General features: G+C 59.0%; 15 protein-coding genes. 10 read left to right on the top strand and 5 right to left on the bottom strand.

The genetic code is table 11. The features are described 5' to 3' along the window. The first annotated feature begins 164 nt into the window (after positions 1-164). From AFK24_RS14575 to AFK24_RS14555, 5 genes are all read left to right on the top strand, one after another. On the top strand, positions 165-1,697 hold the full coding sequence (locus tag AFK24_RS14575; protein WP_065833876.1) for a hypothetical protein: 1,533 nt from the start codon (positions 165-167) through the stop codon (positions 1,695-1,697). A 124-nt stretch (positions 1,698-1,821) separates the two neighbouring features. Then, a complete protein-coding gene (locus AFK24_RS14570; protein WP_065833875.1) occupies positions 1,822-2,265 on the top strand; it encodes a hypothetical protein in 444 nt (147 codons plus the stop codon). 327 nt (positions 2,266-2,592) lie between these two features. Beyond that, positions 2,593-5,883 (top strand): DUF2126 domain-containing protein, encoded by a 3,291-nt coding sequence (locus AFK24_RS14565; protein ID WP_065833874.1) that lies wholly within the window; start codon positions 2,593-2,595, stop codon positions 5,881-5,883. A 99-nt stretch (positions 5,884-5,982) separates the two neighbouring features. After that, complete coding sequence (locus AFK24_RS14560) at positions 5,983-8,481, top strand: circularly permuted type 2 ATP-grasp protein (protein ID WP_065833873.1); 2,499 nt, start codon at positions 5,983-5,985, stop codon at positions 8,479-8,481. After that, positions 8,481-9,374, top strand: a complete 894-nt coding sequence (locus tag AFK24_RS14555; protein ID WP_065833872.1) for a transglutaminase family protein — start codon at positions 8,481-8,483, stop codon at positions 9,372-9,374. Before AFK24_RS14560 ends, AFK24_RS14555 begins: the two co-directional genes overlap by 1 nt. A gap of 87 nt (positions 9,375-9,461) precedes the next feature. On the opposite strand, the gene AFK24_RS14550 is transcribed toward AFK24_RS14555, so the two are convergent. Beyond that, complete coding sequence (locus AFK24_RS14550) at positions 9,462-9,659, bottom strand: hypothetical protein (RefSeq protein ID WP_065833871.1); 198 nt, start codon at positions 9,657-9,659, stop codon at positions 9,462-9,464. A 418-nt stretch (positions 9,660-10,077) separates the two neighbouring features. Here AFK24_RS14550 and azu point away from each other — a divergent pair, with 418 nt between their 5' ends. Further along, positions 10,078-10,524 carry an azurin gene (azu, locus tag AFK24_RS14545; protein WP_065833870.1) on the top strand — a complete coding sequence of 149 codons (447 nt, stop codon included), beginning with the start codon at positions 10,078-10,080 and terminating at the stop codon, positions 10,522-10,524. A 260-nt stretch (positions 10,525-10,784) separates the two neighbouring features. Here the strand turns inward: azu and AFK24_RS14540 are convergent, their stop codons facing one another. From AFK24_RS14540 to AFK24_RS14525, 4 genes are all read right to left on the bottom strand, one after another. Beyond that, entirely contained in the window at positions 10,785-11,807 is a 1,023-nt protein-coding gene (locus AFK24_RS14540; protein WP_065833869.1) for a DUF1338 domain-containing protein, read from the bottom strand. Between the two features lie 238 nt (positions 11,808-12,045). After that, entirely contained in the window at positions 12,046-12,873 is an 828-nt protein-coding gene (gene nadE / locus AFK24_RS14535; RefSeq protein ID WP_065833868.1) for an ammonia-dependent NAD(+) synthetase, read from the bottom strand. Between the two features lie 47 nt (positions 12,874-12,920). Beyond that, positions 12,921-14,120 carry a nicotinate phosphoribosyltransferase gene (gene pncB, locus AFK24_RS14530; RefSeq protein WP_065833867.1) on the bottom strand — a complete coding sequence of 400 codons (1,200 nt, stop codon included), beginning with the start codon at positions 14,118-14,120 and terminating at the stop codon, positions 12,921-12,923. A gap of 371 nt (positions 14,121-14,491) precedes the next feature. Continuing rightward, positions 14,492-15,382: a LysR substrate-binding domain-containing protein gene (locus AFK24_RS14525; RefSeq protein WP_065833866.1), complete on the bottom strand. Its 891-nt coding sequence runs from the start codon at positions 15,380-15,382 to the stop codon at positions 14,492-14,494. A gap of 151 nt (positions 15,383-15,533) precedes the next feature. On the opposite strand from AFK24_RS14525, the gene amaB reads away from it, so the two are divergent. The 4 genes from amaB to AFK24_RS14505 all read left to right on the top strand — a co-directional run bounded on the left by amaB (position 15,534) and on the right by AFK24_RS14505 (position 21,039). Continuing rightward, positions 15,534-17,024 (top strand): L-piperidine-6-carboxylate dehydrogenase, encoded by a 1,491-nt coding sequence (gene amaB / locus AFK24_RS14520; RefSeq protein WP_065833865.1) that lies wholly within the window; start codon positions 15,534-15,536, stop codon positions 17,022-17,024. Between the two features lie 152 nt (positions 17,025-17,176). After that, a complete protein-coding gene (amaA, locus tag AFK24_RS14515) occupies positions 17,177-18,460 on the top strand; it encodes an L-pipecolate oxidase (protein ID WP_065833932.1) in 1,284 nt (427 codons plus the stop codon). Positions 18,461-18,817: 357 nt separating this feature from the next. Then, positions 18,818-19,951, top strand: coding sequence for an ABC transporter substrate-binding protein (locus AFK24_RS14510; RefSeq protein WP_065833864.1), 1,134 nt, complete (start codon positions 18,818-18,820; stop codon positions 19,949-19,951). 173 nt (positions 19,952-20,124) lie between these two features. Continuing rightward, the gene (locus AFK24_RS14505) at positions 20,125-21,039 is read left to right on the top strand and encodes an ABC transporter permease subunit (RefSeq protein WP_020293682.1); all 915 of its coding nucleotides are present in this window, start codon (positions 20,125-20,127) and stop codon (positions 21,037-21,039) included. The last annotated feature ends 2 nt before the right edge of the window (positions 21,040-21,041 follow it).

Genomic DNA, 21,041 nt, shown 5'->3' with positions numbered 1-21,041 from the left:
TTATGTCCTGACGGCGACAGGTCAGCAGACGCTGACAGAGAACTAAGACATTTCACACGCGCGTCTGCTCCATTCCGAAATCCACCAAGGCGATGAATCCCTATCCTCGTTTTCTTCATTGAAAGCGCGAGTGCTGTCAGCAGCCTAAGTCAGGGAGAGTCGCCGTGGTCATCATTAACAGTCATAACAATCCAGTGATAACTCAGCCGGTTGCCACCAGTGCGGGCGGTAAACCGCAGGCTTCAGCACCCGCGACTGCTGAAAAACCCCCTACTGGCCAAACTCCTTCCCACAGCTCTGTTTCATTGTTGGCCCGCCAGCTCGGCGCAGCTGCGGCGCGCGCGCAGACAAGGGATGCAGCGCTTGACCCGCAATCCCTTGGCCAAAAAGCGTCGCAGGTTTTAACCGAGCTATCGGGTAGCGTCGGCGGCGTGGACAGTCGCTCGTTTGAAGGTATGCCTCGGGATCAGCTTGCGCTGATTACCTATGCTGAGCACGGCGAGTTCACTGTTGAAGAGCGTGTGTCAGCCTGGCAGGAAACCGCCAGACAGGAGCAGCTCTGGCGCCAGAGTGCGGCTACGCGGGCGTTGGACGAGTACGGCTCGACGGGAAAAATGACTGGATTCTTCGGCGAGGCGCTTGCTCACTTCAAGTCTCTTCCCGTTATCGAGCAAGCTCAGTATCCGACCGGTTACGCGGATGATCTCTTGAGCAAAATCGCTCTCGATTCAAGCGATACGCCGGTCATCTATGCACAGGCGGCGAGCCCAATGGAGATTGTCCGAGGACTGCTGCCTGAAGCGGCGTTTGCCCGGGTGTCCAAGTCGGATGAGTCAACGACCGTTGCGCGTTCTTCCCAAGCTGACTTTTCTATCGTTAACAGCAGCACCAATGACCGTGGCCGCCAGATAATGCTGGATCGCTTGTACGGCGGGCGTGAGCCTCCATTCATGGACGGTGCGGAAGGTATGATGTTCAAGAACATCGGTCGTAGCAGCCTGGAGTACCTCACGAAACAGGATAGGCAACTGCTCTCTGATATCTATGCCTATGTTCAGGATAAAAACGTTGATATGACTTACGTTGATACCCTCGCTGGGGATCTTGGCGACTACAGGCAGTGTGATAATGGCCGTATTGTGGGGACCTTCAATAGTGGCCATCAATATAACAGTCAAGGTTGGCAGTTGAGCGTCGATTTTACTGAAAAAGACTCTGCCACCGCATCCCGAATGCTGCAAGGCTCGGCAATAGCCAGTACTCGACTTGATCAAGGGTTCTTGAGATATACCTTGGATCCGGGGCACGCATTGGGTAATTGGGTGGATTTCGATTTTCTGGAGCATGTCGTGACTAGGTTTTCTGCTGAGGCCCATACGGCTACTTCTCTGGACAATCAGTTCTCTACTTATGTATGGAAAAATAATAATTACGTGATGACAACGTCAAGTACGGTAAGAATCCAACGACCCGATCCGGATTTCATCACTGAAAATGGAGTGACGCGCCTCACTGAAAAGGGGCGAGCCCTTGGTTATACGCTGGAAGAATTTACCGGAGAGGCGGTTCGCCCGCACCTTGAACTGGTACGAGCCAAAAGCGGACTGGAGATACTACGACAATGGTCCGGCAATGAGCGCCATCCCGGAGTGTCGGGCCGGCTTGTCAGTCTATGGGAGCGGCTTGGGAAAATGTAGGCCGGGCATTCATTCTTTGCTGGTAAGGGCTCAAGAGTTTCTATCCGGCATACATATGTATGTCGTACCGATCAAGCGGTTGATTAAGCTGCGGGTCATCAACCACAAAAATAAGGAATGACCTATGAAAAAAACACTAGCGATCACCGTTGCCCTTTTATCCGCGAATAGTTTTGCCGCAGATAACACCATTAGTAAGTCGGCAGTGCCGACTCGAATTGTAGTTGCTAAAGAAGGTGTGGGTCTGGGGCAGTTTTCAATGATGAGTTTTGACTTTCCAAGCTCACATCGTTTTGCTCCGAAGAAGCTCAAGAGTGTCAGTTGGAGGACGACCTATTATCCTGACAACATGAATGAAAGGGTTCAGATTTGCTACACCAAACCTGCTGGGTCTGGTTATGATGACTGTCGTGAAATTTCGCCGAATTCTTCCGGTGATACGGACGATTTCAATAAGTATAGTTTTGATAAATATGCGAGATTCACTTTTCGACATATGGTCAAAGGCGGGAAAAACCAAGGTGCCCCCGCAGGTGAAGACTCAATTGTCGTTCACTACAGTTATTAATAGGCGCTGTAAGCTGTATTAGATTTTCGCTCCTTACCGGATCCGTAGGACCGGATTTATCCGGGAGTGCGCCTGGGCAGACGTCAGATCTGCTACGCCTGGCAAATTTCTCGCGAATGAATTCGCTCCTACGGGTCGCTCCCGGTCTGGCACACTTGAAAAATTCACTCCGCCCGCTCTTTTTCTGTGCAACGCTTGCACCGCAGGGCAGAGTGAGCGCTTTAATGGTGCTTTGGTCTGCCGTTGTCTCGCGCAACCGCCGTATTTGCCCGGATGGCATAAGTCTTGCGCGGTTGCATTACCGTCCAGGCTCGCAGGAGGCACGCCGTGTCGATTCATATTGCCTTGCACCACGTCACGCATTACCGCTACGACCGAGCGGTGGAACTGGGGCCGCAGATTGTTCGCCTGCGTCCGGCAGCTCATAGTCGCACCCGGGTTTTGTCCTATTCCCTGAAAGTCTTGCCTGAAAACCACTTCATCAATTGGCAGCAAGACCCTCAAGGCAACTATCTGGCGCGTCTGGTGTTCCCGGAGAAAACCAGCGAGTTGCGGGTTGAAGTCGATCTGGTCGCCGAAATGGCGGTGTTCAACCCATTCGACTTCTTTCTTGAGCCTTACGCCGAGAAGATCCCGTTCTTCTATGCCAGCGACGAGCAGCGCGAACTTGCGCCCTATCTGGAAACGCTGCCGCTGACGCCGAGATTCGCCGCGTATCTGGCGAGCATCGACCGCACGCCATTGCCCGCGATCGACTTTCTGGTCGGCCTGAACCAGCGCCTGAGCCAGGACATCGATTACCTGATTCGCATGGAACCCGGCGTGCAAACCCCGGAGTTCACCCTTGAGAACGCTTCCGGCTCCTGCCGCGACTCGGCGTGGTTGCTGGTGCAACTGCTGCGTCATCTGGGTATGGCGGCGCGTTTCGTCTCGGGTTACCTGATCCAGCTCAAGGCCGACGTCGAAGCCCTCGACGGGCCGTCCGGCACCGATGTGGATTTCACCGACCTGCACGCCTGGTGCGAGGTGTATCTGCCCGGCGCCGGTTGGGTCGGGCTGGATGCCACGTCCGGGCTGTTTGCCGGTGAAGGCCATATTCCGTTGGCGTGCAGCCCGGAGCCTTCTTCCGCCGCGCCGATCAGCGGCCTGGTCGAACCGTGCGAAACCGAGTTCATGCACGAAATGTCCGTGGAGCGCATCTGGGAAGCGCCGCGCGTCACCAAGCCTTACAGCGAAGAGCAATGGCTGGCGATTCAGGCCCTCGGGCGGCAGATCGACAGCGATCTGGTTCGCGAGGATGTGCGCCTGACCATGGGCGGCGAGCCGACGTTCGTGTCCATTGATGATCGCGACGGCGATGAGTGGAACACCGCTGCGCTGGGCCCGAAAAAACGCGAGCTGTCCGCCGAGCTGTTCCAGCGCATGCGCAAACATTACGCGCCGCTGGGCATCGTGCATTTTGGCCAGGGCAAATGGTATCCGGGCGAGCAACTGCCGCGCTGGTCGCTGAACTGTTTCTGGCGCAAGGACGGTCAGCCGGTCTGGCACAACAACGCCTTGATCGCCGATGAAAGCCAGGATTACGGCGCGACCGGTGAACTGGCGGGCCGCTTCCTGGCCAGCGTCGCCGAGCGCCTGAAGCTGCCGGAACGCTTTGTGTTCCCGGCCTACGAAGACAATTTCTATTACCTGTGGCGCGAAGGTGCGCTGCCGGTCAACGTCAGCGCCGAGGATTCCCGGCTCGGTGACGAGCTGGAGCGTGCGCGGTTGCGCAAAGTCTTCGCCCAAGGCCTGGACAAGATCATCGGTCAGGTCCTGCCATTGGCGCGCAATGCCGCCGGGGACCGCTGGCAGAGCGGTCGCTGGTACCTGCGCGACAACCATTGCCGCTTGGTGCCGGGTGATTCGGCGCTGGGTTATCGTCTGCCGCTGGCTTCCCAGCCGTGGGTCAAGGCGGCGGAATATCCGTTTATCCATCCCACCGATCACAACCAGGATTTCCCTGAGTTGCCGGACAGCGCGCAGGTGCAGTCGCAACTCAGCGGCCTGAGCGAGCAACCGGACGCCAACGCCGAACGCATACCGAAGATCGACGAGTCCGCCGATTGGCTGACGCGCACCGCGCTGTGTGCCGAAGCGCGGGACGGACGACTGTACGTGTTCATGCCACCTTTGGAGAAGCTTGAAGATTACCTGGAACTGGTCGCCGCAGTCGAGGCCAGCGCCGAAGAGCTGCGTTGCCCGATATTGCTGGAAGGCTATGAGCCGCCCAGCGATCCGCGTCTGGCCAACTTTCGCATCACGCCGGATCCGGGCGTCATCGAAGTCAACGTGCAGCCGTCCGCCACCTGGGACGAGCTGGTCGAGCGCACCGAGTTTCTCTACGAACAAGCGCGTCTGACGCGCCTGACCACCGAGAAATTCATGATCGACGGGCGTCACACCGGCACTGGTGGCGGCAACCACTTTGTCATGGGCGGCGCCACGCCAGCCGACTCGCCGTTCCTGCGGCGTCCGGATGTGCTGCGCAGCCTGCTCAGTTACTGGCACAACCATCCATCGCTGTCGTACCTGTTTTCCGGGCTGTTCATTGGCCCAACGTCCCAGGCGCCACGGGTCGACGAAGCACGCAACGATTCGCTGTACGAGATGGAAATCGCCTTTGCGCAGATGCCGAAACCGGGCGAGGAAGTCGCGCCGTGGCTGGTGGATCGCCTGCTGCGTAACCTGCTGATCGATGTCACGGGTAACACGCACCGCGCCGAATTCTGCGTCGATAAACTGTATTCCCCCGATGGCGCAACCGGCCGACTGGGACTGCTGGAGCTGCGCGCCTTCGAAATGCCGCCCCACGCACGCATGAGCCTGGCTCAGCAACTGCTGTTGCGCGCCCTGGTCGCGCGCTTCTGGCGCGAGCCTTACGCGCCGGCCAAGCTGGCGCGCTGGGGCACGCAGCTGCATGATCGCTTCATGCTGCCGCACTTCATTGAGCAAGACTTTGCCGACGTCATCGTCGAGCTGAACAGTGCAGGTTATCCGCTGCGGGCCGAATGGTTCGCGGCGCATCTGGAGTTCCGCTTCCCGAAAGTCGGCGATTACGCGGTAAGCGGTATCGAACTGGAGCTGCGTCAGGCGCTGGAGCCTTGGCATGTGCTGGGTGAAGAAGGCGCGGCGGGCGGTGCGGTGCGTTATGTGGATTCGTCCCTTGAACGCCTGCAGGTGAAAATCAACGGCCTGCCGCCGCAGCGTTATCTGCTGACCTGTAATGGCATTCCGGTGCCTTTGCAGCCAACCGGTCGCGTTGGTGAGTTCGTCGCAGGCGTGCGTTATCGCGCCTGGCAACCGGCCAATTGCCTGCAACCGACGATTCCGGTGCATGCGCCGCTGGTTTTCGACCTGGTTGATACATGGATGCAGCGCTCACTGGGCGGCTGCGAGTATCATGTCGCGCATCCTGGTGGTCGCAACTACGAAACCTTGCCGGTCAACGCCAACGAAGCGGAAAGCCGGCGCCTGGCGCGATTCTTCAGGATCGGCCACACCCCCGGCAAACTGGAAGTGCCGCTGCTGACCATCAATGACGAACTGCCCATGACGCTGGATATGCGTCTGCACTAAAAGTGTTAATGCCCGCACGGTAACCTGCCGATGACTATAGTCGTCGGCATGTTGCGTGCCTGCGCTAATCTGAATTCTTTAGTCTCTGCCGAGCCTTCCATGCCTGACTTGCTTGACCGCTACCCGCTTTCTGCGGGTACTTATCATGAAATGCTTGAGCCCGACGGAGCCGTGCGCCCGCATTGGCAGCGTTTATATGAGCATTTGCAACGCAGTACCCCCGCGCAACTGATCCAGCGTCAGGCGCTGTTGGCTCGGCAAATCCAGGAAAACGGCGTCACCTACAACGTCTATGCCGACCCCAAAGGCGCGGACCGGCCGTGGGAGTTGGACCTTCTACCGCACTTGATCCCCGCTGATGAATGGCAACACGTCGCCGCCGGCATCGCCCAGCGTGCGCGACTGCTCAATGCGGTGCTGGCTGATCTTTACGGTCCGCAAACCCTGATCGCCAACGGCCTGCTGCCTGCCGAACTGGTGTTTGGGCACAACAATTTTCTCTGGCCGTGCCAAGGCGTGTTGCCACCGGAAGGCACTTTCCTGCACATGTACGCCGTGGATCTGGCGCGCACGCCGGACGGACGCTGGTGGGTAACGGCCGACCGTACTCAGGCGCCGTCGGGTGCGGGTTATGCGCTGGAAAACCGCCAGATCGTTTCCAGGGCGTTCCCGGAAACCTACCGCGACTTGCAGGTTCAGCACCTCTCGGGGTTCTTCCGCGCCTTGCAGGACACCCTTGCTCGGCAGGCGCCGTCCTCCAGCAGCGAAGCGCCGCTGGTGGTGGTGCTGACGCCCGGCCGTTTCAACGAAAGCTATTTCGAGCATTTGTATCTGGCGCGCCAGCTGGGTTATCCACTGGTCGAAGGCGGCGACCTCACGGTGCGCGATGCCACGGTTTATCTGAAAACCCTGAGCGGTTTGCGGCGGGTCCACGCGATCATGCGCCGCCTGGACGATGACTTCTGCGATCCACTGGAGCTGCGCACCGATTCGGCGCTGGGCGTGCCTGGCTTGCTCGAAGCGGTTCGTCAGGGCCGGGTATTGGTCGCCAACGCACTGGGCAGCGGCGTGCTGGAGTCGCCGGGGCTGTTGGGTTTTCTGCCGAAAATCTGTCAGCACCTGTTTGGCGAAGAACTGATTCTGCCTTCGGTGGCGACCTGGTGGTGCGGCGAACCGCCGGTGCTGGCCCAGGCGCTGGAAAAAATGTCCGAGCTGCTGATCAAGCCAGCCTTTCCATCGCAAAGCTTTTCGCCGGTATTCGGCCGCGATCTGAGCGAAGCGCAGCGCAAGGCGTTGGCGGTGCGCATGCAGGCGCGTCCTTACGCTTACGTGGCTCAGGAATTGGCGCAGCTGTCCCACGCGCCGATCTGGCAGCCGGATGGCGAACACCTGCAACCGCGGGCCATCGGCATGCGCGTCTACGCCGTGGCCAGCGCCGACGGTTATCGCGTGCTGCCGGGCGGCCTGACCCGTGTTGCGGCTGAAGCTGACGCCGATGTGGTGTCGATGCAACGGGGTGGCGCGAGCAAGGACACTTGGGTGCTGGGCGACCGCTCCAACGGCGGCGAACCCTGGAAAAGCCAACGCACCCTTGGCGTGCATGACCTGATTCGCCGCGATCCATATTTGCCGTCGCGGGTCGTGGAAAACCTGTTCTGGTTCGGCCGCTATTGCGAGCGATGTGATGACAGCGCGCGATTGCTGCGCATCATCCTCGCGCGTTACGTCGACGGCGACGATCCGGTCGCCCTTGAGGCCGCTGTGGCGCTGGGCGAAAGCCTCGGCCTGCTGCCCGACGAAGAGGATGGCGGCGAACTGCACGAACGCTTGCTGGCCGCCTTGCTGGGCGACGATTGGCCATTCAGCCTGCGTTCCAACCTGCAACGCTTGCAGTGGGCCGCTTCGCAGGTGCGCGGCAAGCTTTCCCGAGAAAACTGGCAGGCGCTGGTCGAGCTGCAACGCGAAGCCATGAGCCTGGAAAGCGAGGAGCCGGATTTAGGCGAGTTGCTGGATTTCCTCAACCGTCTGGTGATGTCCCTGGCGGCGCTGTCCGGCTTTGCGCTGGATGACATGACCCGTGACGAAGGCTGGCGCTTCCTGATGATGGGGCGGCGGATCGAGCGCTTGAAGTTCCTCAGCATTAGCCTGGCGGCGTTCCTGCGCGGTGTCGCGGTGTCCGATCAGGCCGGGCTGGAGTGGTTGTTGGAGCTGGGTAACAGCAGCATCACGTATCGCTCGCGTTATCTGGCTGTGCCGCAATTGATTCCGGTACTCGACCTGTTGCTGCTCGACGACCAGAACCCCCACGCCGTGTTGTTCCAGCTCAAGCTGGTCTCGCGCTCATTGAATCGTTTGAACGAAGACTTCGGCGCGCCACGGGATGCGAGTCTTGGAACCCTGGTGCGGCGTCTGTCGAGTTTCGATCTCGGCACGCTGGAGAATCCGTTGTTCGGCGAAAGCAGTGTGGATGCGGTACTCGAAGGGCTGGCTGATCTGCTGCTCAGCATTGGCGAGGCCAGCGGGCAAGTGTCGGATCGACTGGCCTTGCGCCATTTCGCCCATGTCGATGATGTCAGCCAGCGCACGGTGTCCGTCTGATGAGTGCTCATTACCAAATCCTCCACGATACTCATTACAAGTACGACAGCCCGGTTTCCCTGGCGCAGCAGCTTGCGCATCTGTGGCCGCGCCGCAGTCCGTGGCAGCGCTGCACTGAACAGCAATTGCTGATCAGCCCGATCCCTACGGTCCGTCGCGACGAGCTCGATGTGTTCGGCAATCCGCTGACCCGCCTGGCGTTCGAGCGGCCGCACGATGAATTGCAGGTCAACGCGCGCCTGCGCGTGGAAGTGCTGCGGCGGCCGCATCTGGACTTCCATCAGTCGCCCGCCTGGGACCTGACCCGCAACGGCATGACCTACAACGCCAAGCCGATGTCGGCGGACATTCTTGAAGCCTGTCGTTATCGCTTCGAGTCGCCTTACGTGCACCTCAAGCAATCATTCGCTGACTTCTCCGCCGTGTGTTTCCCGCTGGGCGCGCCATTGATGCTGTGCGTGCAGGCCTTGATGGAGAAAATCTTCCGCGAATTCACCTTCGACGATGAAGCCACGCAAGTCGCGACCCCACTGGTGGAAGTGCTGGAAAGCCGTCGCGGCGTCTGTCAGGACTTCGCCCACCTGATGCTCGCGTGTCTGCGTTCGCGCGGATTGTCGGCGCGTTATGTGAGTGGCTATCTGCTGACCCAGCCACCGCCGGGCCAGCCACGCTTGATCGGCGCGGATGCGTCCCATGCGTGGGTTTCGGTGTTTTGTCCGGTGCTGGGCTGGGTCGATTTCGATCCGACCAACAACGTACAGCCGGCGCTGGAGCACATCAGTCTGGCGTGGGGGAGGGATTTTTCCGATGTGTCGCCGTTGCGCGGGGTCATTCTGGGCGGCGGCGTCCATGACCCGGAAGTGCGGGTGACGGTGATGCCAATCAGCGGTTGAGTTCAGGCGGGGAAGTGGGGCGCCTGGGTCTGCCGCGTTGGCGGCAGACTTGGGCCTGGCGTGTTCGAATGAACATGCCTGTGATGATCAGTTGGCTGGCTTGTCTTCAGCAGTGATGTGCTCGGATTCCGGCGCTTCGTCGGCAGGCTCTTGGCCTTCAACGGTTTCGCCTTCAGCGCCAGTTTCGGCCAGAGCAGCGTTCTTCTTCTGCAGCTTTTCCTCTTTCTTCTGCTCTTTTGCCAGATCTCTCTGACGTTTGGCGAAGGAATAGTTAGGTTTAGCCATGGGCGATCCTCTGTTTAGGCGGGAAATGCCGCCATTCTGCCTGAGAACGGCAGCCGGCACACGGCGTTGTGCACCCAGCGGTACAAAGTGCGCCGCCAGCGGGGTCCTAAATCGTGTTTTTTTCGCCGCTTAAAGTAACTCGGCAGGGGAATGCGCTGTGCAGCCGCCACTGGCGCCACACGCATAAGCGGCGAAGACACTATAAAACAGACTCGAAAGTAGCATGGCGATTTGCTCCTGCAAAAGTAACGATGGGCCATCCTCGCTCGTTTTACAGAGCCTGACTGTTAGATTGTCTTGATGAGGCCGATAGATGGCGTCTGGACATGAGTTACGCGTGACGCAGGTCATTGGAACTTGCTGCTATATAAGGCAATCTTTACAGAAATATACAGAACACCTGCCTTGGAGATTCACCATGATTCGCAAGCTTGTTGCCGCCTCGCTGTTGACCCTGGTTAGTGGCCATCTATTGGCAGCTGAATGCAGCGTTACCGTCGACTCTACCGATCAGATGTCCTTCAACACCAAAGCCATCGAAATCGACAAAAGCTGCAAGACCTTCACCGTCAACCTCGAACACTCCGGCAGCTTGCCGAAAGCCGTCATGGGCCATAACTGGGTGTTGAGCAAAGAAGCAGACGCGCAGCCGATTGCCACCGACGGTCTGAGCGCTGGCATCGACAAGAATTACCTGAAGGAAGGCGACGCTCGCGTGATCGCTCACACCAAAGTGATCGGCGCTGGCGAAAAAGACTCGGTGACCTTCGACGTGTCGAAGCTCGACGCGGCTGAGAAGTACCAGTTCTTCTGCTCGTTCCCAGGCCACATCAGCATGATGAAAGGTTCTGTGACGCTTAAGTAACCACTAAGCCAAACCGGTGCAGACTGGGTAGGAGGGGACTTGTCCCCGATGGCTGATGGGCCAGCATCATTTAGCCTGACCCAACCCGGTATCTGCGCCAACGCTTCCCGGACAAGTCCGGTCCTACCTGGTCGGTACAAACCTGTGGGAGCGGATTTATCCGCGAAGGCGTCAAGCCTGACATCTAGTTGTGTCAGGTAACTGTTTGGCGATCAAGCCGACCTCTTCCCGGATAAATCCGGTCCCACGGGTTTACATTCTCAGCTTTTCGACGCGGTCATCTTGAAGATGCCCTGGGCATTGCTGCTGTCGAAATTCAGGTCGATGCGGCCCGTGTCCGGGTCGTTCTTGCGCTGAATGAACTCCACAAAAGATCCCGGTACCTGGTGCTCCTGCAAGCGGCCATCGGCATCGATCAGGCCGCGTTTGACCGTGCAGGCTCGGTAAGCGGTCTGCATCACGCGACCGGAAGTCGAGACTTCGACGGTGGCTTTCATCGGGCGCTCGATACGGTTCTGTTCAGCCACCACGGCTTCCAGATCCACCACGCGATCGGTCAGGTGATTGAAGCTGTTGCCCTCGGTGGCAATCCAGGCCATTTCCGCGCTTTCGCTCAGCAATTGCTGATAGTCGGCGTGCTGCACGACGCCGTGCTGGCGGTCGAACGCCTGATACAGCGCGGGTAACAGTTCGCCAGCTTCTTGCAGGCTGCAATGTCGGGTCAGGCGCAAGCGCTGGAGGATGCTCAGGTGTTGGGCTTGCAGCGGATCGCGACTGGAGCTGACCACGCGGGTCACGGCGCTCTGGAAGGTTTCACTGAAGCGGCCGGGGTGCAGTTCGGAGACGAAGAATTGCGCGATGTCTTCCGGCAAGTCCTGCTGGCGATAAGCCCAGCCGGTCATGTTGAGTTTGGTCAGCGGGTAGGTGCGCACATCGGTGAAGCCCAGCGGCTCCAGCAAGCGGATAAAGGCTTGGCGTCCACGAGGCAGCTCACCGTTTTCCGGCCAGTCCACAGTCCGAATGGCGCCGTGATCGAACACCACTTTACGGCCTTGCGCGACTTGCTCGTCCACATACTGGCGACCGGCTGGCACCGCTCCCACCAGTTTATGCAGCAGGCACAGATTCAGCGCTTCGGCCAGCCAGGCGCGATGCAGCGCTGTCTCGCCCCAGGCGAACGTGTGCAGACCTGCGGGGACTTCAACGTGGCGTTCCAGCCAGTCGGCGGCAGGTTGGCCAACGGTGCGAGCGACGAGAGAGAAGAGACCTTCGAACGAGGACATGGGCGGCGGCTCTGACTGTGAAAGTTAGGCCCCTATCTAAGCCCCAATGCCCAAACCCGACAAGCGAAAAAAAACGACGGGGTCATTCCGTTTTCTATTGCCGGGTATCCATCGGCGCGGACTGGTAGGAGGGGACTTGTCCCCGAAGGCAATCGGTCAGGCAACAAAATAACGAGATTATGCCGCCTGAAAGGACGCCTTCGGGGACAAGTCCCCTCCTACGATCACAGCGGGCACTTCAAGGCGCGTACGGCAATTCCCGCTTGTGCTGGGTTTTGCGGTACGTATCACAGATGATCTTGAATGCCTCTTCGCGCACCGGCTCGCCATGCAGGAAGGCGTCGATCTCGGCGTAGGTCACGCCATGGGAAGCTTCATCCGGTTTGCCGGGTACGAGGTCTTCCAGGTCGGCAGTCGGAATTTTCTCGACCAGAGATTCCGGCGCGCCGAAATGACGCGCAATCGCGCGGACCTGGTTTTTCACCAGCCCGCTGAGCGGTGCCAGGTCGCAAGCGCCATCGCCAAACTTGGTGAAGAAACCCATAACTGCTTCGGCCGCATGATCGGTGCCGATGACCAGCCCCTGATGCGCGCCAGCGATGGTGTATTGAGCGACCATGCGCATGCGCGCCTTGGTGTTGCCGACGACGAAGTCCACCGCGCTGGCGTGCTGGCCTTCAAACGCTTTGATCTCGGTCGCCAGGGCCTTGACTGCCGGGCCGATATTCACGGTGTGCCGCTCATCCGGCTTGATGAAATCCACTGAAGCCTGGGCTTCGTGCTCGTCGTGCTGCACCAGATAAGGCAGGCGCACCGCGATGAACCGATAGCTGTCGTCGCCGGTGCTGCTGCGCAGCTCTTCGACGGCGCGCTGGGCGAGCAAGCCAGCGGTGAGGGAATCAACCCCGCCGCTGATGCCCAGCACCAGGGTCTTGAGCCGCGAGTTCTGCAGGCAATCCTGAATGAACACGATGCGCCGGGCGACTTCCGCCTGCAGCGCGTTGTCGTCGGCGAAAGGGGGTTGCACCTTCAGTTGTTCAGCGATCTGGAGTTGTACGCCTTGCATGATTCACTCCTTGGTAGGTTAAGAACGGCGATTCGAGTGCGAAAAAACTAAGCGGGTACTTTGAACACGTGTCGCAGATAAGCGACGAAATTCGGGTCTTTGCACTGGGTCTTGCCGGGCTCATCGGAAATTTTCGCCACTGGCTGACCCGCGCAGGCAGTCATTTTCAGCACAATGCTCATGGGTTCGACGCCGGGAATGTCGGCAGTCAGGTTCGTGCCAATCCCAAAGCTGACATTGATGCGACCACGCAAAGCGCGAAATATTTCCAGCGCCTTGGGTAAAGTCAGCCCGTCCGAGAACACCAGCGTCTTGGTCATCGGGTCGATGCCGATTTTCTGGTAATGAGTGATGCATTTTTCGGCCCACTTCACCGGATCGCCCGAATCATGACGCAAGCCATCGAACAGCTTGGCGAAGTACAGATCGAAATCCCGCAGGAAAGCGTCGGTGGTGATGCAATCGGTCAGGGCGATGCCCAGCAAGCCACGGTATTCATGCACCCAGCAATCGAGCGCGGCAATCTGGCTGTCGATCAGCCTCGGCCCCAATTGTTGATGGGCCATGATCCATTCATGGGCCATGGTGCCCAACGGCTTGAGGTCCAGCTTGCGTGCCAGATCCACGTTGCTGGTGCCGACGAACTGACCGGGGAAATCGCGCTTGAGCACGCTGACCACTTCTTCCTGCACACGATAGGAAAAACGTCGACGCGTGCCGAAGTCGGCGACTTTCAGTGCGGCCAGCTCATCGGGCTGGGCATTGGCGGTCAGCCAGTCGAACTTGCGGTGTAGCTGATCCGTGGCCTGACGGAGCAGAATCTGTGGATGGCGATGACGATTGCGCACTTCGCTGACAATCGCCAGCACCGGCACTTCGAAGAGAATCACGTGCAGCCACGGCCCTTGCAGGCGAATGCACAGCTGATCGTCTTCGATGCTGCATTTGATGTAGCGGGTATTGAAGCGGAACAGACCGAGGAACCTCAGGAAGTCCGGCTTCATGAAGTTGATGCGCTCCAGGAAACCCAATTCTTCGGCACCCAGGGACAACTCACACAGATGCTCGACCTGCTGCTGGATTTCGCCCAGATAAGGCCGCAGATCCTCGCCATTGCGGCAGCGAAACTCCCACTCGACATCGACGTTGGGGTAGTTATGCAGGACGGCCTGCATCATGGACAGCTTGTACAGATCGGTGTCGAGCAAGTTTTGCACGATGCGATTGGAGAATGCGCTCTCGCTCATTGGGTCGCTCCAGCAGGACCGGCCGCCACACGCGGCCAAAACGAATCTGAATCAGTGTTGGTTGACGATGGCGGACATAATGCCAGCCGAGGCTGGCCAGGGGCAGTTTTCTTTGGTTAGCAGGCGCATGCACATGTAGGAGGGGACTTGTCCCCGAAAGCGTCGGATCGGCCGACATCATTTCGACTGACACCAATCCGGTGCCTGCGCCAATGTCTTCCCGGACAAGTCCGGTCCTACCTGATCTGTGCAAGTCGGTAGGAGGGACTTGTCCCCGAGGCGGTCGTTCAGGAGGCATTAATTTCTGGACAGTCCCGCAGACCAATCCACCGCGTTCGGGGACAAGTCCCCTCCTGCCGGCTCGCGTTGATTCACCCCAACTGCTCCTGCATCCACTCGACGAAATCCCGGATCTTCGGCACTTCGGCGGCGTGTTCGGGGTAGGCCATGTAATAGGCGTCGGTGCTCGGCAGCGCGTATTGCCAAGGGATGACCAGTTTGCCGTCGGCCAGCTCTTCTTCCACCAGAAAGCGCGGCAGCAGCGCGACGCCGCAGCCGACCTGTGCGGCGCGGATGCACATATAGAAGGTTTCGAAGCGCGGCCCGTGATAGCTGTGTTCGGTGTGATAACCCTGGCTTTCGAACCAGTCGTGCCAGCCTTGCGGGCGCGATGCGCTTTGCAGCAGCACTAGGTCGGTCAGTTGTGTCGGGTCGCTGAATGGCTGGTCCGGCAGGCAGCTTGGCGCACAGACCGGGATCAGTTCTTCGCCGAACAACTTCAGGCTTTCCGCGCCGGGTCGTGCGCCCTGGCCGAAATAGAACGCCAGGTCGCAGCGGCTTTGCGCCAGATCATCGGTTTCCTGTTCGTTGACCAGATCCAGATGGATGTGCGGATGCCGCAGTCGCCAGCCCTTGAGGCGCGGCACCAGCCAGCGAGCACCGAAGGTTGGCGGCGTCGAAACGCGCAGCACCTCGGTTTCGCCGCCATAGGAGCGCAGGAACAGCGTGGACATTTCCACCTGGCTGAGGATCTTGCGGACTTCTCCCAGATACAGCGCGCCGGCCGGAGTCAGTTGCAAGCGGCGGCGGACCCGGCGAAACAGCAAGTGCTGCACCAGTTCTTCCAGCTGTGCCACTTGCTTGCTGACCGCACTTTGCGTCAGGTTCATCTCTTCGGCAGCGCGAGTGAAGCTCAGGTGTCGGGTCACGGCCTCGAAGCATTGCAGGGCGGTAATCGACGGTAAGTGGCGTTTGTTCAGCATGTTCGGGCCTTTTTGCCTGTTCCGGTGCTCAGCATGAATAAACGGAATGATATCTCGCCTAATGGTCGTTTGTTGAGGCGCGTATACCCAGCTATTACTAGAGGCTGAGGATTTACCCGTATTTTCAGCATTCCCGAAATCAGGAGAGAACATGCTTACCGACTTGCTAACCCGTCTCGGTGTCGACCCCGCGCTTTATCAGAAGGGCGATAAGCCTGTTCACACCCCCATCGACGGCAGCCGCATCGGCGCTGTGAACTGGGAAGGTGCTGCTGAAGTCGAGCAACAAATCAGCCGTGCCGACGCGGCTTTTGATGCCTGGCGCAAGGTTCCGGCGCCGCGCCGTGGCGAGCTGATCCGTCTGTTTGGCGAAGCGCTGCGCAAACACAAGGCTGATCTGGGCGAGCTGGTTTCCTGGGAAGCCGGCAAGATTACTCAGGAAGGCCTGGGCGAAGTGCAGGAAATGATCGACATCTGCGACTTCGCGGTCGGTCTGTCCCGCCAGCTGTACGGTTTGACTATCGCCTCCGAGCGTCCGGGCCACCACATGCGTGAAACCTGGCACCCGCTGGGCGTGGTCGGCGTGATCAGCGCGTTCAACTTCCCGGTTGCGGTCTGGGCCTGGAACACCACGCTGGCGCTGGTCTGTGGTAACTCGGTGCTGTGGAAACCTTCGGAAAAAACCCCGTTGACCGGTCTGGCTTGCCAGGCATTGTTCGACAACGTTGCCAAGGATTTCGCCGACGCTCCGGCGTATCTGGCTCAGGTAATCATTGGCGGCCGTGCTGCTGGCGAAGCGCTGGTGGATGATCCACGCGTGGCCCTGATCAGCGCCACCGGCAGCACCCGCATGGGCCGTGAAGTCGCGCCGAAAGTCGCCGCACGTTTTGCCCGCAGCATTCTGGAACTGGGCGGCAACAACGCGATGATCCTCAGCCCGAGCGCTGACCTGGATCTGGCCGTGCGCGCCATTCTGTTCAGCGCTGTAGGTACTGCCGGCCAGCGTTGCACCAGCCTGCGGCGCCTGATTGCCCATGAATCGGTGAAGGCCGAGATCGTCGCGCGTCTGAAAACAGCTTACGAGAAAATCCGCATCGGTCACCCGCTGGAAGGCAACCTGATCGGCCCGCTGATCGACAAGCAGAGCTTCGAAAACATGCAGGACGCGCTGGAGCAGGCGTTGAGCGAAGGCGGCAAGGTCTTCGGCGGCAAGCGTCAGCTGGAAGATAAATTCCCCAACGCTTACTACGTTTCTCCGTCCATCGTGGAAATGCCTGAGCAGAGCGATGTGGTCTGCACCGAAACCTTCGCGCCGATTCTGTACGTCGTCGGCTACGAAGATTTCAACGAAGCACTGCGCCTGAACAACGCGGTACCGCAAGGCCTGTCGTCGTGCATCTTTACCACTGACGTGCGCGAAGCCGAGCAGTTCATGTCGGCGCTGGGCAGCGACTGTGGCATCGCCAACGTCAACATCGGCCCGAGCGGCGCAGAAATCGGCGGCGCATTCGGCGGCGAGAAAGAAACCGGTGGCGGCCGTGAATCCGGCTCCGATTCATGGCGCGCCTACATGCGCCGCCAGACCGCGACCGTCAACTACTCGCTGGAACTGCCGTTGGCGCAAGGGATTACCTTCGATTGATGTGATGCGATATGCCTGACGTACCGCGTCGACTGATTCGCGGGCAAGCCTCGCTCCAACGGATGTAGCTGTAGGAGCGAGGCTTGCCCGCGAAGGTGTCGGATCGGGCGACGTATTTCCGAGATCTGAATCAAAGTTTCCGGGGTTTTGCGATGCCGCTACGCGAAGAATGTCTGTGGGAAACGCTGACGCCCCAACGCCCCGAAGCCAAGGCGTTGCGGGGTGAATTGACGGTCGATGTGTGCGTCATTGGCGCAGGCATCACCGGTTTGTCGGCAGCGATTCACTTGCTCGAACAAGGCAAGCGGGTTGCCGTGCTGGAAGCCCATCGCACCGGCCATGGTGGCTCCGGGCGCAATGTGGGTTTGGTAAACGCTGGCTTGTGGATCCCGCCGGATGACATCGAAGCTGGTTTTGGCGAAGCCATTGGCAGCCAGTTGAACCAGATGCTCGGCGCAGCGCCAGCGCTGGTGTTCAGCCTGATCGACAAATACGGCATTGATTGTCAGCTGCGCCGCGAAGGCACGTTGCACATGGCACATAACGCCAGCGGTGCGGCTGATCTGCGCAGTCGTGAGCAGCAATGGAAGCGTCGCGGCGCGCCGGTGGAGCTGTTGACCGGCAAGGCCTGTGAAGAAGCCACCGGCACCACGAAAATCACTGCGGCTCTGCTGGATCGTCGCGCCGGCACCTTTAATCCGATGGCGTACACCAGCGGGCTGGCGTCGGCGGTGGGTCGTCTGGGTGGTCAATTGTTTGATCATTCACCGGTCACCCGTCTTGAACGGCAGGGCGATAAATGGTGCGTCGTCACCGAGCATGGCGCGGTGCTGGCCGAGAAGGTGGTAATCGCCTCCAACGCTTACACCGAAGGCCAATGGACCGAACTGCGGCGCAGTTTCTTCCCCGGTTATTACTATCAGGTGGCGTCAACGCCAATGAGCGACGAGGCGGCGCAGCAAGTGCTGCCGTTTGGTCAGGGTTCGTGGGACACGCGCCAGGTGCTGAGCAGCATTCGCCGCGATGCCGATGGTCGCCTGTTGCTGGGCAGTCTGGGCAATGGCAATCAAAAGCCGGGCTGGTTCCTGAAGGCATGGGCGGATCGTGTGCAACAGCACTATTACCCGTACCTGAAAAATGTGGAATGGGAGTGCACCTGGACTGGCTGCATCTCGTTTACGCCCGATCATCTGTTACGGATGTTCGAACCTGCCCCAGGTCTGGTCGCTGTGACAGGTTACAACGGTCGCGGGAATACAACCGGCACCGTGGTCGGCAAAGCCTTTGCCGATTACCTGTGCAGCGGCGATTCCAAAGTGCTGCCAATCCCGTTTACGCCCATGGTGCCGTTGGCGGGTGCCGGGCTGCGCAGCGCGTTATATGAAGCGGGATTCTTCCTGTATCACGCCGGCCAGTGCCTGCGTGTCGTGATCTGACCAAAAACCGCTGCTTTATCAGGCGCTTTGCTCTTAATCCACTAACCTCAAATGGTGCGTCTCGTAGCGCGAGCGCACCTACGGTGTGCACTTCGGTGACGCAAGCTGTTACAGCAAGGTTGTACGTGGCTTATTGGACGGGTTGCTAGTTTTGTTTGCTTGGGTTGCTCTTTTTTTCATGGGGGTTGCACCTGGTGCGTCCTAGACGGTTGCACGCCCTGCAACGAAGGCTCTAAACGAACGACTTTCAACAAATCCATGAGTTTTTGCAGAATAAAAAACGAATGGCACGCCACTTGCTCAGAGCAATCTCTGTAGTCGCAGTGCTAATCAAAAAAAACCTCAGGAGCACCACTCATGTCGCAGACGTTTTACAGGAAAGGCTTTCTGGCAATCGCAGTTGCTACTGCATTGGGCGTGTCTTCGTTTGCTCAGGCTGATATCAAGATCGGCGTTGCTGGCCCGATGACCGGCGCCAACGCGTCGTTTGGCGAGCAATACATGAAAGGCGCTCAAGCGGCTGCTGACGCCATTAACGCTGCGGGCGGGATCAACGGCGAGAAAATCGCGTTGACGGCGTATGACGACGCCTGCGAACCGAAACAAGCCGTTGCCGTCGCCAACAAGGCAGCTTCGGACAAAGTGGCTGGCGTGGTCGGTCACTTCTGCTCCTCTTCGACAATTCCAGCTTCGGAAGTGTATGACGAGGCAGGCATCATCGCGATTACTCCTGGTTCCACCAACCCGACTGTCACCGAGCGCGGCCTGGGCGCCATGTTCCGCATGTGTGGCCGTGATGACCAGCAAGGCATCGTTGCGGGCAACTACATCGTCGACGTGCTCAAGGGCAAGAAAATCGCGGTCATCAACGACAAGGACACCTACGGCAAAGGCCTGGCTGACGCTACCGCCAAGCAGCTGACCAGTCGTGGCGTCAAGCCGGTGCTGGAAGAAGGCCTGACCCGTGGCGAGAAAGACTTCAGCGCCCTGGTGACCAAAATCCGTTCCGTTGGCGCTGACGTTGTTTACTTCGGCGGCCTGCACCCGGAAGCCGGTCCTCTGGTTCGTCAGATGCGTGAGCAAGGCTTGAAAGACGTCAAGTTCATGTCCGATGACGGTATCGTGACTGACGAACTGGTGACCACCGCCGGTGGTGCGCAGTACGTTGATGGCGTGTACATGACCTTCGGTGCCGACCCGCGCATGCTGCCTGACAGCAAGGCCGTTGTTGATCAGTTCCGCAAATCCGGTTACGAGCCTGAAGGCTACACGCTGTATGCCTACGCTTCGGTTCAGGCTCTGGCGGCTGGCTTTAATGGCGCCAAATCCAACAAAGGCGAAGATGCAGCCAAGTTTTTGAAAGCGCATCCTGTGAAAACCGTCATGGGCGAGAAAACCTGGGATGCCAAAGGCGACCTGAAGGTTTCCGACTACGTGGTTTACCAGTGGGACAAAGACGGCAAATACCATCAGCTCGAAAAGCAGAAGTGAGATAGACGCATAGCCGCACTAGCGTTTCAGGACGCCGGTTCGTCTTCGTAATGGGGCGTGGATTTCGCGCCCCTTGAGTTCTTCTGTTGCCACATGATGTCGGCCCGGTGCACCTCACGAGGGAGTATTCGGGCCGAATTCAAATGGCCTTTCAAGATTCGTGAGCGTGCGTGATGGATGGTATTTTCCTGCAGCAAATGATCAACGGTCTGACCCTCGGGTCGGTTTACGGATTGATCGCCATCGGTTACACGATGGTTTACGGCATCATCGGCATGATCAACTTCGCCCACGGCGACGTTTACATGATTTCCGCTTACCTGGCCGCCATCGGCCTGGCAGTCTTGTCTTTCTTCGGGGTTGAGTCCTTCCCGTTCCTTATTCTGGGTACGCTGATCTTCACCATAGTGGTGACGGGCGTGTACGGCTTTGTCATTGAGCGGGTGGCGTACAAACCGCTGCGCAACTCGACCCGACTGGCACCGCTGATCAGTGCGATTGGTATTTCCCTGATCCTGCAAAACTACGCGCAGATCGCCCAGGGGCCGCGCCAGCAAGGCGTGCCGACACTCCTGGAAGGCGCGTGGCGTTTTGAGATTGGCAGCGGCTTCGTTCAGATCACCTACACCAAAATCTTCATCCTGATTGCCGCATTCGTCGGCATGGGCGTGCTGACCTACATCATCAAGTACACCAAACTGGGCCGGATGTGCCGCGCGACCCAACAGGATCGCAAAATGGCATCGATCCTCGGCATCAACACCGACCGGGTGATTTCCTATGTGTTCATCATCGGCGCGGCCATGGCGGCACTGGCCGGTGTACTGATCACCATGAACTACGGCACGTTTGACTTCTATGCTGGCTTTATTATCGGCATCAAGGCGTTTACCGCTGCGGTATTGGGTGGCATTGGCTCGCTGCCGGGGGCGATGCTCGGCGGGTTGATCCTGGGGGTTGCCGAGTCGCAGTTCTCCGGTCTGATCAATTCCGACTACAAAGACGTATTCAGTTTCGGCCTGCTGGTGGTGATCCTGATTTTCCGTCCTCAAGGCCTGTTGGGTCGCCCACTCGTGGCGAAGGTATAACT

This window comes from Pseudomonas syringae, from assembly GCF_001698815.1.
GTDB classification, from domain to species: Bacteria; Pseudomonadota; Gammaproteobacteria; order Pseudomonadales; family Pseudomonadaceae; genus Aquipseudomonas; species Aquipseudomonas syringae_A.
The sequence above is the reverse complement of the archived record's forward strand: the minus strand, read 5'-3'. Positions and strand labels throughout refer to the sequence as shown.